The 12,213-nt window shown below is 58.9% G+C and carries 8 protein-coding genes; 3 read left to right on the top strand and 5 right to left on the bottom strand.

The window, feature by feature from the left end:
• Window positions 1-125: 125 nt before the first annotated feature.
• The 5 genes from leuA to KUA23_RS24820 form a co-directional block, all read right to left on the bottom strand.
• Window positions 126-1,805: a 2-isopropylmalate synthase gene (leuA, locus tag KUA23_RS24840; protein ID WP_010207924.1), complete on the bottom strand. Its 1,680-nt coding sequence runs from the start codon at window positions 1,803-1,805 to the stop codon at window positions 126-128.
• A gap of 365 nt (window positions 1,806-2,170) precedes the next feature.
• Window positions 2,171-5,596, bottom strand: a complete 3,426-nt coding sequence (locus KUA23_RS24835; protein WP_252993007.1) for a membrane-targeted effector domain-containing toxin — start codon at window positions 5,594-5,596, stop codon at window positions 2,171-2,173.
• A 177-nt stretch (window positions 5,597-5,773) separates the two neighbouring features.
• Window positions 5,774-6,595: a M23 family metallopeptidase gene (locus KUA23_RS24830; protein ID WP_252993006.1), complete on the bottom strand. Its 822-nt coding sequence runs from the start codon at window positions 6,593-6,595 to the stop codon at window positions 5,774-5,776.
• Window positions 6,596-6,598: 3 nt separating this feature from the next.
• Entirely contained in the window at window positions 6,599-7,978 is a 1,380-nt protein-coding gene (xseA, locus tag KUA23_RS24825; protein ID WP_078050094.1) for an exodeoxyribonuclease VII large subunit, read from the bottom strand.
• A 30-nt stretch (window positions 7,979-8,008) separates the two neighbouring features.
• A complete protein-coding gene (locus tag KUA23_RS24820) occupies window positions 8,009-8,899 on the bottom strand; it encodes a LysR family transcriptional regulator (protein ID WP_252993005.1) in 891 nt (296 codons plus the stop codon).
• Between the two features lie 99 nt (window positions 8,900-8,998).
• Between KUA23_RS24820 and KUA23_RS24815 the strand changes: the two genes are divergently transcribed.
• From KUA23_RS24815 to guaB, 3 genes are all read left to right on the top strand, one after another.
• Window positions 8,999-9,766: a sulfite exporter TauE/SafE family protein gene (locus KUA23_RS24815; protein ID WP_252993004.1), complete on the top strand. Its 768-nt coding sequence runs from the start codon at window positions 8,999-9,001 to the stop codon at window positions 9,764-9,766.
• Between the two features lie 137 nt (window positions 9,767-9,903).
• Window positions 9,904-10,452, top strand: coding sequence for a hypothetical protein (locus tag KUA23_RS24810; RefSeq protein WP_025859262.1), 549 nt, complete (start codon window positions 9,904-9,906; stop codon window positions 10,450-10,452).
• A 217-nt stretch (window positions 10,453-10,669) separates the two neighbouring features.
• Window positions 10,670-12,139, top strand: coding sequence for an IMP dehydrogenase (gene guaB, locus KUA23_RS24805; protein ID WP_252993003.1), 1,470 nt, complete (start codon window positions 10,670-10,672; stop codon window positions 12,137-12,139).
• Window positions 12,140-12,213 lie beyond the last annotated feature (74 nt).

Below are 12,213 nucleotides of genomic sequence, written 5' to 3'. Positions count from 1 at the left end.
TGCAATTACCTGTGGGAGCCGGGCTTGCCCGCGATGAGGCCCTCACAAGCAACACAAATCTGATAGGCCAACAAAAATGCCCCTGAGTTCTCACCCAGGGGCCTTTTGCATTCCTACGAACCGGCTTACGCCGCTTTTGCTTCCTGCTGGCTCAACGAGCGGTTCAGCGCGCTGAACAGCGCCTTGAAGCTGGCGGTGGTGATGTTTTCATCAATACCCACGCCATGCACCGGGCGCTCGCCGTTCACGCGCAGCTCGATGTAGGCGGCCGCCTTGGCGTTGGTGCCCGCACCGATTGCATGTTCGTTGTAGTCCATGATCTCCACGCCAATCGGCAGGCCCGCTACCAGCGCTTCCAGCGCGCCGTTGCCTTTGCCTTTCCAGTGCAGGTTGGTTTCGCCCTGGCCCTTGCCCGAGACTTCCACCTCGACAAAGCTGTTGCCGTTCTCTTCCTGCAGGCGATGGCTGACCAACGCGTACGGGGTGTTGGCTTGCAGGTATTCACGCTGCAGCAAAGCGTAGATCTGCGGTGCGGTCATCTCCAGGCCGACGCGGTCGGTTTCGGCCTGTACCACCTGGCTGAACTCGATCTGCATGCGACGCGGCAAGCTGATGTCGTACTCCTGCTCCAGCAGGTAGGCGATGCCGCCCTTGCCCGACTGGCTGTTCACGCGAATCACCGCTTCGTAGCTGCGGCCAATATCGGCCGGGTCGATCGGCAAGTACGGCACTTCCCACAGCGCATCGTCTTTCTGCTGGGAGAAGCCCTTGCGGATTGCATCCTGGTGCGAGCCGGAGAACGCGGTATGCACCAAGTCACCGACGTAAGGGTGGCGCGGGTGAACCTGGATCTGGTTGCACTCTTCGACGACTTTGCGCACGCCATCGATGTCGGAGAAATCCAGCTGCGGGTCGAGGCCCTGGGTGTACATGTTCAGCGCGACGGTGACGAGGTCGACGTTACCGGTACGCTCGCCGTTGCCGAACAGGCAGCCTTCGACACGGTCGGCGCCGGCCATCAGGCCCAGCTCGGTGGCGGCCACGCCGGTGCCACGGTCGTTGTGGGTGTGCAGGCTGATGATCACGCTGTCACGGCGGTTGATATGGCGACCGAACCACTCGATCTGGTCGGCATAGATGTTCGGCGTGGCGCATTCCACGGTGGCCGGCAGGTTGAGGATCATCTTGTGCTCAGGCGTCGGGTTCCACACCTCGATCACCGCGTCACACACTTCCTTGGCGAACTCCAGCTCAGTGGCGCTGAAGGTCTCCGGTGAGTATTCAAAGGTCCACTGGGTTTCCGGCTGCTGGGCGGCGTATTTGACGAACAGCTTGGCCGCGTTGACCGCGATGGCCTTGATGCCTTCCTTGTCCTGGTTGAACACGATACGGCGGAAGGACGGGGAGGTGGCGTTGTACAAGTGCACGATGGCCTTCTTGGCCCCGCGCAGGGATTCAAAGGTGCGGGCGATCAAGTCTTCACGGCCCTGGGTCAGCACCTGGATGGTGGTGTCCTCGGGGATGTGGTTGTCTTCGATCAGGGTGCGCACGAAGTCGAAGTCGGTTTGCGATGCCGCCGGGAACGAGGCTTCGATTTCCTTCACGCCAACGGCGACCAGGGTCTTCCAGAAACGCAGCTTTTTCACCGCGTCCATCGGCTCGATCAGCGACTGGTTGCCATCACGCAAGTCGGAACTGCACCAGATCGGCGCTTCGGTGATGGTCTTCGATGGCCAGGTGCGGTCCGGAATATCGATGGTCGGGAACGCGCGGTACTTCGAAGACGGGTCTTTGAGCATGCTCATCGGGAAATCCTTTGTTGTAGGGGCCGAGAAAAGGCGGCCTGCCGTATGACTGTTTTTAGGGATAAAACGTAAAGACGAGGCAGATCGATTCAGCCTGGCAGTCGTGCGCTGACAAGGCACAGGCTGCGGTGCTGGCGGAGCTGAATGAGGGTGTGAGAGGTTTTCATAAGCTCAACCCTAACCGTGTGGGGGAAAGATGGCAAGTTACGAAAAAAAATTGAGATAATTTCCTATTTTTACCGTTTTATTGGTTTTTGTTGTTGTTTGTTTTGTATTTATGGTGATTTGTTGCGCTGCTGATCTGGCTTTGCGCAATCGGTTGGCCCGCAGCGTATGCGCTGTGGGCCCCGGATAACGCGTCCGCGTCAATAGGTCAGTGCGTCGATATTGTAATCCACATGAATATCACCGTAAGGCTCGGGGATACTGGTGCCACGCAGGAATTTCAGCGTTGGTGGAGGTGTATTAGGGGGCTGGCTTACGATACTGGAGCTGCCTTTGAGCGAGGGCGTCACGGACATTCCTACCCCGCCGGTCTGCTCTGCGATGCCGGGGATACCGTCATACGTATTCATGTGGTCTTTCCCTACGATGGCCACGAATTTTTCGCCGGGTGGTGTTTGTTCGATGATCTTTGCTGCGTGGTAGTTGAACTCCTTCAGTCGGAATTCCGCTCCCCGTGGGTGCGTGAACAAATTCATTTTCATCGGGTTGTCTGTGCGCCACGTCAATTGCTGGTGCTCAAGCCCAATGACCTTTATCCCATGCTTGTCTGCTTCATTGATGATGTCTACCAGCGTAGGTCCACCCGTGTAGTCCGGGTTGTAGACGTGTTGACCAAAATTGGGTGCATCTGATGGGAGCAGCGCCGCGTCGGCGATGTTCGACGAACCCTGGATAAAGGGTGCACCTTCAACGTAAATAATGGTGACGCCGCTGTCCTTGAACTTCTGCATTTGATCAATGACCAATTGATACGCCGCAGGTTCGTCATGTATTTCTCCCAGTACCAGCCCACGCACACCGGGTTGCGATAACGTGCGTCGAATGGCCGACTCCGGTGTACTGTTGATGGTCATTACGGGAAGCGAAGGACGGGCCGGCATCCCATTCGTTTCCAGATCGATGTAGTAAATGTCCATGTCGCGTCTGAACCACCGCCGGATCTGCCCGGTTACGGCTGGATCACCGTTGAAGTCATGGGCCGCATTGCCCGAGAGAATCCGATTCATGTAAGTGTCGTGCTCGGGGGGTAAGGTCCTGCCCCGATGTCGCTTACCCCCAAGTATTTCATTTACTCGCCACTCTCCCTCGGCAGTGGAATACACCGTCATCACGGGCTTGCCCGTTTCTCTTTGAATGATCTGCACATACTCATTGCTGAGTTTGAAATTGCCCTTGATCTCATACACCTGGCGAACGCCGGTCGTGTCGGTAAAGCGGATGAACCAGTGATCCTCCCCAGTTGTTCCATCCTTGACCTGATAGATGCCCTTCGCGTTGCACGGAGCGTTTTCAATCAATTGCTCACCGTCGGCTACTGCATACTGGCTGATATTGCCTACGTGGCTGGGGCGTAGTCGGTTTGCCTCCGGCTTGACGATCCGAGGGCTTTCGCCTGGTATCGGGGCAAGTGGTTTTTCTTCAGGAGAAATGAACGAATCTTTCAGTGGCGCCATTGTGCCTACACCGAACAGTGTATTGAGCAAACCATCGAATGCCTTGGATGCTCCGTCTTTGCGTTCTGCCTCGGTGTCCCCGGAATATTCTTTTTCCGCGCCCAGTGTCAATTCCGTCAAGCCTGTCACTACCGCCGCGGCAGCAACCGGTGCGGCGATGGGCGCAAGTTTGGCCAGTAAGCCCGCAGCTACGGTCACGTCGTTGAGCCAGGTGTCGCGTGTGACCTCACTATTAGACTTGATGACGCTATCGGCATCACTGGTCATGCGGACTTTGCTTGCATTCGCGATGCTGGCAAAAGCATCTCCCTCGATTTTGTGCAGCGAGCTGTGCTCGGCTGCGCCGGGCTCCAGTTTGTCCGTGGACAGTTTTTGGAAGATCGAGTCGAGCCCCTCAACCTTGTTGGGCAAGCCAATGAATAACTTCAGGAACAACGAGGCCTCTGGCGCGAGCGTCCTCCCTATATATTCCAGAGTGCTGGGTTCGTGGTTCTGCCGGGTGATCAGTGGGAAGTGGGCAAGCAGGGCCTGGCTTTTTTTTACGTTCTTGGTCTGCTCTGCGATCCACTGATCCAGCGCTTCGACAGAGGCAAACTTGAGAAAGGCCGGTTCGGCGCCTGGTATGTAGAGAATTTGCTGGTGGTTGCCAAGATCGGTAAATCGCAGAATATCGCTCGACGGAAAACCACCGATATCTAGCGCATGGACTTGAACGTTGCCTTTTACGGGGGCCTTGGCCTCCAGTTGTTCGACGGTCAGTGGTGCATTTTCATCCAGTGGCAAGTGGGGCGCCGCTGCCATCACCATTCGATAATCGTCCCGGGTGAAACGATGCTCAGGCGCTTGAAGGGCTTGCTCTGCGGGTGATTTGCGCTCAAACGCTTTCAATTGCTTGCGGGCCTGAAAAACGAACTCTCCTTTGAGCGCTACCTCATAGTCATTCAGGTGGTCTTTCCAAAATGTATCTATTTTTTTGCTCATCTGAGCCTGAAAGTCGGTTTTCCAACTCGCGTGCATCACAGAGGAAGGTGCCAGAGGGAACTGGTTGTAAGAACCGTATCCACCCTTTTGACTTTTACCGGAACCGTCCATGTAGAGACCGGCTTCCAGGTCCAGGCTGCCAGGATCCCAGTCATGCTCGGAGAAGTTCTTCAACAGTGCGTCCGGTAGGCGCAGTGACGAATAGGGTTCCTCATTTGGATGCTCCCAACCGGTCACTGTGGCGGTTTCCTGGCTGAGCGGCGTGCTTGAACTCTTGAACCGATTTAAGTAAATCGTGTCGGAATCCACGTGCTTGCCGGTCAACTGGAAGATAAGGCTTTCTGCCCATTTCTTGGCTTCAGCCCGTACGTCAGGCAGCGTGTTGGCCACATCGATTGCCAGGCGCTTGTAAGTCAGTGCTTGAGGTGCGCTGATGTAGAACTTGGCGGCGTTTTGTTTGTGCTGTTCTAGGGCTTGTGCCGAGCGGCTACTGGCCGGGCGTAGGCGGTCGTCGTTGGGAATGGGGTCAAACGCTTGGTTCTGGTTCAGGCGCCTTATCAATGCCCGGGTTTGGGCCAGGGTCTTTGGGGGAGGTTCGCCCTGGAAATTTGAGACCACTGCTATGTTGACGTGTATTGAGCCAGTCCCGAATTGCACCTGAAGCTCATCAACGTTGCCGGGTGCGATGACCCTGGCGGCTGCCAGGAGCGGAGCCGAGACCTGTCCCCATCCGGACATGTCCGTGAGAGCGAAATGTTTCTTTTCTTTGCCCACCTGGGCTGTTAACGCACCAGTTGTTGGGTTGATGGTAAGCAGGGCGGACTGATCGATGTTTTGCTCGTTTAGCCAGCGTTGAACGACAGGATGCTCTATTTGTGCTCGATACAGCGCTAGCCATTGGCCCAGCGTGCTCTGCAGGGGCACGTTTACAATTTCGGAGGGGGTGTCCAGCGTGGGGCCCTGTATGGCCGAAAGGTAAGCCTTGAGCAATGCTGTTTCATGGGGGTTCGTTGCTGCGCTGGACTTGAGCTGTGAGGCAGGTAGCGTGCGTGATTTGATATGGGGTTCAGCGGGGGACTGATTTCCCTGTTCAACGTGCGGTGATCGTCTTTGAGTGGCAGATAGCTGCATGCTTTCGGTTCTCAAAAGTTGAATGATGGCTGCATGGCACTCCCTGTCAGCCGTGGCACCCTATACGTTCTGAAAACCGAGCATTTGATTCCAGCGATTGTGTCACTGGGTGTTATCTGGCCCTGCGTGCGTGCCTTTGAAAACGGCACTGTGGGTTGTTTGTCGGGAAGTGCTGCTTCAGGGCTGAAATGCGCCGATAAAGATCGTCGGGTCGACCCGTGCGTCGTTCAGGCTGACGTTCCAGTGCATGTGCGGCCCGGTCGCACGGCCTGTCGAACCGACCTTGCCCACCACGGCTCCGCGCGCCAGTTGCTGGCCGACTTTCACGTCGATCTTCGACATGTGGCAGAACATGCTGATGAAGCCCTGGCCATGGTCGACAAATACTGTGTTGCCGTTGAAGAAATAGTTGCCGACCAGAATCACCTTGCCGTTCGCCGGGGTCTTGATAGGGGTACCGGCCGGCACGGCGAAGTCCAGGCCTGAATGGGGGTTGCGCTCTTCACCGTTGAAGTAGCGACGCACACCGAACTTGCTCGACAGCGGCCCGTTCACCGGCTTGTCCAGCACCAGGTTGCTCGGCAGGTTCGGGCTGAAACTGCGGTAGGCCTTAATCTGCACCGCCAGCTCCGCTTCGATGCGCTTGAGCTGCGCCGGGTCGGGGTTTACCTGACTTTTGTTTTTCAGGGTGATGCGTTGTTCCGGGTACTTCTTGTAGCCAACGATAAACGGCAGGTTGCGCCCGCCGCTGCTGATGCGTTCGTTGCCTGGCTTGACCGTCAATGGAATACCGACAATCGCCAGCCAGTTGTCCGCCTCTTTCACCACCAGCACCGGCTTGCCCTGATAGGTGGCTTTTGGCGCCGCTGCTGCGGGGCCCAGCTCAACCACGGCAACGCCACCCGGCACCGGTTTGTTCAAGGTGCGGGTGATGTAGCTGTCGGCGTTGGCGTTGAAGGCGAGGCAAAACAACATCAGCAGGCTAAAGAGACGTGGCATCAATCAATCCAATAACGAAAGGGTGACGGGTGTCAGGTGGTTGTCTTCCACCCGCACTTGCAATTGGCCTTCACCGAGGCGCGCGGTCAGGCGCTGGCCGGTGTGGGTTTGCGCGGCATTGCGAATCGCTTGGCCGCGCTCGTCCAGCAGGATGCTGTAGCCGCGGCCCAAGGTCGCCAGCGGGCTGACCACCTGCAGCGTCTGCACCTGGCTCTGCAGTTGCAGGCGCCGGGCCTTGAGGCCTTCGCGCATGGCGCGGGGCAGGCGTTCGGCGAGGCTCTCCAGGCGCTGGCGCAACAGGGCCAGTTGACGCCCAGGGTGCTGGCCGGCGAGGCGGGTTTCCAAGCGAATCAGGCGTTCGCGCCGGGTATTGAGGCTGCGCTCAAACGCGCGACGCATGCGCATGTCCAGGTCATCCAGGCGCTGGGCCTGTTGGCGCAGGCGTTCGCCGGGGTGACGCAGGCGCCGGGCCATGCCTTCCAGGCGCAGGCGGTCGTGGCTCAGGCGGTTGCGCATCAGCATCACTAGGCGGCGGTGCAGGTTTTCGACCTGGCGCACCAGGTGGCTGGCGTCTGGCGCGAGCAATTCAGCCGCGGCGGAGGGGGTAGGGGCGCGCACGTCCGCTACGAAGTCGCTGATCGACACATCGGTTTCATGACCGACAGCACTGACGATCGGCGTAATGCATGCATCCACCGCTCGGGCCACGGCTTCTTCGTTGAAGCACCAGAGGTCTTCCAGTGAGCCGCCGCCACGGGCCAGGATCAGTGCATCGAAGCCGCGCGCATCCGCCAGTTTCAATGCCCGCACAATCTGGGGGATGGCTTCGCGACCCTGCACGGCCGTGGGGATCAGTGTCAGTTCAATGTTCGGCGCTCGACGGCGGAACACGCTGATGATGTCGCGGATCACCGCACCGGTCGGTGAGCTGATAATGCCAATGCGCCGAGGGTGCGCTGGCAGCGGCACTTTGCGTTCGGCACTGAACAGGCCTTCGGCGCTGAGCTTTTCCTTCAGGGCATCGAACGCGAGACGCAGCGCTCCATCACCGGCGGGCTCCACGGTATCGAGGATCAACTGGTAGTCGCCACGGCCCTCGAACAACGAGACCTTGCCGCGCACTTTCACGGCCAGGCCATCTTTGAGTGCCTGACGCACGCGCGCAGCATTGTTGCGAAACAGTGCACAACGCACCTGTGCGCCGCTGTCCTTGAGGGTGAAGTACACATGGCCAGAGGCCGGACGGGCGAGGTTGGAGATCTCGCCTTCAACCCAGATATTGGTGAACACGTCTTCCAGCAACACCCGCGCGCGGCCGTTGAGCTGGCTGACAGTCAGGACTTCGCGGTCCAGGCCCAGGCGGGCAAACGGGTCTTTAATCATGAGAGGCGATCTTTAATCATGGTCGGCAGTTTATAGGCATTCGCGCAAGGTTTGGCAGAATTGCTCCACCAGCGCGCTCGGCGCCTGTGCGCAGGCCAGGGCCACTGTGCTAAGGCAGTCCGGGTCGGCCAGGGGCAAAAAGTGCACGTTGGCTGGCGCAATGTCCTGCATGGATTTTGGTAACAAGGCAATACCGAAGCCGGCCTGGATCAACTGCAACTGGGTGGTCTTGCGTGACATCACCCGTGCAGCCTTGGGGAAAAATCCCGCACGCATGCACAAGTCGGCTGACAAATAACTGAGGCCGCCACGCTGGGGGTGAGGGATCGAGATAAACGCTTCGTCGCGCAATTGCTCCAGCTCGATGGGTATGTGACTGCGCGCCAGCGCATGATTCGGCGGCACGGCCAACAACAGTTGCTCGCTGTATAGAGGCACGACTCGCACGCCCTCGCGCTGGCGCAACACGGGCAAGCGCAACACCCCGACTTCCAGGCGACCGTCGGCGATTTCTTCCAGTTGCGCTTCGGAAGACAGTTTGGCGATATCCATCGACACCCCAGGGCAACGCTCCAGCCAGGTGCTGATACCCTGCAGCAACAGGCCGCTCATGGGCACGGTGCTTGAATGGCTCAAGCGCAGCGTGCCGAGCTCGCCATTGCCCACTTGAGTCGCCATCTCGCTGGCCTTGAGTAGTTCGCTCAGCAGGTTGCGGGCTCGCGGATAAAAGGCTTCGCCGGCAGCGGTGAGGCGTGGTTGACGTGCGGTGCGTTCGAACAACGGGGTTTGCAGTTGGGTTTCCAGCTCCTTGATCTGCCGGCTCAGGGCCGATTGCGCCACAAACAGGCGCTCGGCAGCGGCGCTGAAACTGCCGCTGTCGGCGATTTCGACGAAGTAGCGCAGTTGGCGGGTAGAGATCACGCGTCATGCCTTTTCGAGATGGGTGGAGGGCTTTGAAGATATTAGTCGCATCCCTCGCCGATGGCTAAAGTGATGGCCATCTCTAACAAGGAATTTCCCATGAGCCCGCTTGAGCTATTGAGTCAGTGGTCGTTTGGTGGTGTGGATTGGCTGGTGATCGGTGTGGGCGTGGCGGTCGCCTATGTCGTGTTTGGCATCGCCGGTTTCGGCACCGCGCTGGTCGCCGGGCCGATCCTCATCCTGTTCATGCCGCTGTCGAAGATCATCCCGTTGCTGGTGTTGCTGGATTTTGTCGCGGCGTTTGGCAACCTGCTGCAATCGCGGCGGGACGTGAACAAACCGGAGCTGTTGCGATTGCTACCGTGCATGGCCATCGGTTGCACGCTGGGTGTGGTGTTTCTGCTCAATCTGCATTCGGATTTGTTGCTGCTATTGATGGGGCTGTTCATTAGCGCCTACGCGATCTACAGCCTGGCAGTGAAGGCGCGGCCCGGGCAGCTGGCGGCGGGGTGGTCGATTCCGATGGGCACGGTGGGCGGGTTGTTCGGGGCGCTGTTTGGCAGTGGTGGCTTTTTATATGCGATCTACCTGAACAGCCGCCTGCCCAAGGAGGCGGCGCGTGCAACCCAGAGTGCGTTGATCAGTTGCAGCACGGTGGTGCGCTTGAGCCTGTTCCTGATTGCCGGGGTGTATGCGGACCTGCCGCTGCTGATGTTGGCGCTGTGCCTGTTGCCGGCGATGGCCCTGGGGTTGTGGTGTGGGCGCAGTTTGACGATGCGTATGTCGCGTGAGGCGTTTGTGCGGTTGGTGACGTGGTTGGTGTTGGCCAGTGGGATTGCGTTGATTGGGCGGTATTTGAGTACTTGACCTGTGTGGGGCAGGGATTAAGCTGCCAGCCTTCAGGGCCTCATCGCGGGCAAGCCCGGCTCCCACATTGGACTGCAATCAACTGTGGGAGCCAGGCTTGCCGGCGATGGCGCCAGTGGCCACACCGCAGGACTCCCATGAATTCCCAAAGCATCCTTGTCCCGAAAATCTCCACCTTGCCTGTCCATGAACCCCGCGCGCGGGCGATCGTGCGCTGGCTGGTGCGCAAGAACATCATCAAGGAAGAGCTGACCACCTGTGGCCGCACCGGCAATCGCATGGGCTATGCCCTGGCCGACGGTGCCCGTGCAGTGGTGTTGCACCCCGAGGCGTTGCCGTTCAACGAGCCGATCAACGGCCTGGAGATCATCTACAAGCGCTGCATCTACACGCCGGCCAAGGGCTTTCTCGAAGAGGCCGGCTGCCCGGAGTGCCTCAAGGAAGTCGGCGAAGCACTGTTCGAAAGCCTGGAAGACTGGATGCCCGGCCACACCGACAACTTCACCTGCCCGCTGTGTGGGCATGAAGACGACATCAACGGCTTCCTGTTCCTGCAGGAATGCGGGTTTTCCAACCTGGGTTTCATCTTCAACAACTGGGCGGAGGCGGGCTTCAAACAGAGCTTTATCGATGAATTTGCCGATTGGCTCGATCAGAAAATGAGCTGGGTCAAAGTCGAACTCTAAACCACCGCCGTGCAACTCTGGAGCTCGGCTTGCCGGCGATGGCGCCCGATGGTCGAGCGCAAGGCTCAAACACTTCATCGCCTGCAAGCCGGCTCCTACAGTGGCTGTTTTTCTCCATCTATCAGTATTACCAAGTTTGTCAGAGTTTTACATTGAGCCCGACAGGGTGCATGTATATAATGGCGCGCTTCCATTTTCCCGCTCGGGAGCCCCCGCGATGCTGCGTATCAGCCAAGAAGCTCTGACATTCGACGACATTCTCCTCGTGCCCGGTTATTCCGAGGTGCTTCCTAACGAAGTCAGTCTCAAGACCCGCCTAACCCGTGGCATCGAGCTGAATATTCCTCTGGTTTCCGCTGCCATGGACACCGTCACCGAAGCCCGTCTGGCCATCGCCATGGCCCAGGAAGGCGGCATCGGCATCATCCACAAGAACATGACCATCGAGCAGCAAGCTGCCGAAGTGCGCAAGGTCAAGCGTTACGAAGCCGGTGTGGTGAAAGATCCAATCACCATCGAAGCCGACGCCACCGTGCGCGACCTGTTCGACCTGACCCGCCTGCACAACATCTCCGGCGTTCCGGTACTGCACGATGGCGACCTGGTCGGCATCGTCACTTCCCGTGACGTGCGTTTCGAGAACCGTCTTGAAGTCACCGTCCGTGAAGTGATGACGCCTAAAGAGCGTCTGGTCACGGTCAAGGAAGGCGCCGACAAGAACGATGTGCGCGAACTGCTGCACAAGCACCGCATCGAGCGCGTGCTGATCGTCGACGAGAAATTCGCCCTCAAAGGCATGATGACCGTCAACGACATCGAAAAAGCCAAGGCTTACCCGCTGGCCAGCAAGGATGACCAAGGTCGTCTGCGCGTGGGCGCTGCGGTCGGTACCGGTAAAGACACCGGCGACCGCGTTTCGGCCCTGGTCGCTGCCGGTGTTGACGTGGTGGTGGTCGACACTGCCCACGGTCACTCCAAAGGCGTGATCGACCGCGTGCGTTGGGTCAAGCAGAACTTCCCTGAAGTACAGGTGATCGGCGGCAACATCGCCACCGGCGCTGCCGCCAAGGCCCTGGCCGAAGCGGGCGCGGATGCGGTCAAGGTCGGTATCGGCCCGGGCTCGATCTGCACCACCCGTATCGTTGCCGGTGTCGGCGTGCCGCAAATCAGCGCCATCGCCAACGTCGCCGCAGCCCTTGAAGGCACCGGCGTACCGTTGATCGCCGACGGCGGCATCCGTTTCTCCGGTGACCTGTCCAAGGCCATCGTGGCCGGTGCTTCCTGCGTGATGATGGGCTCGATGTTTGCCGGTACTGAAGAAGCGCCAGGCGAGATCGAACTGTTCCAGGGTCGTTCCTACAAGGCTTACCGTGGCATGGGTTCGCTGGGCGCCATGTCCCAGGCGCAAGGCTCTTCCGACCGCTACTTCCAGGACTCCTCGGCAGGCGCCGAGAAGCTCGTTCCGGAAGGCATCGAAGGCCGCGTGCCGTACAAAGGCACCCTGAGCGCGATCATCCATCAACTGATGGGCGGCCTGCGTTCCTCGATGGGCTACACCGGCAGCGCCGACATCGAAGAAATGCGCACCAAGCCAGAGTTCGTACGGATCACCGGCGCCGGCATGGCTGAATCCCATGTCCACGACGTGCAGATCACCAAGGAAGCGCCAAACTACCGTGTAGGTTGAGGCTTCCAGCAAAATGTTAAGTAACCGGGGCTGTTCTTCAGCCCCGAGTTGTTTCTGATTCATTAGACGAGACT

Source organism: Pseudomonas pergaminensis, assembly GCF_024112395.2.
Classification (GTDB): Bacteria; Pseudomonadota; Gammaproteobacteria; order Pseudomonadales; family Pseudomonadaceae; genus Aquipseudomonas; species Aquipseudomonas pergaminensis.
Note: the sequence above shows the minus strand (reverse complement) of the source record. Positions and strands in the feature narration are given on the sequence as shown.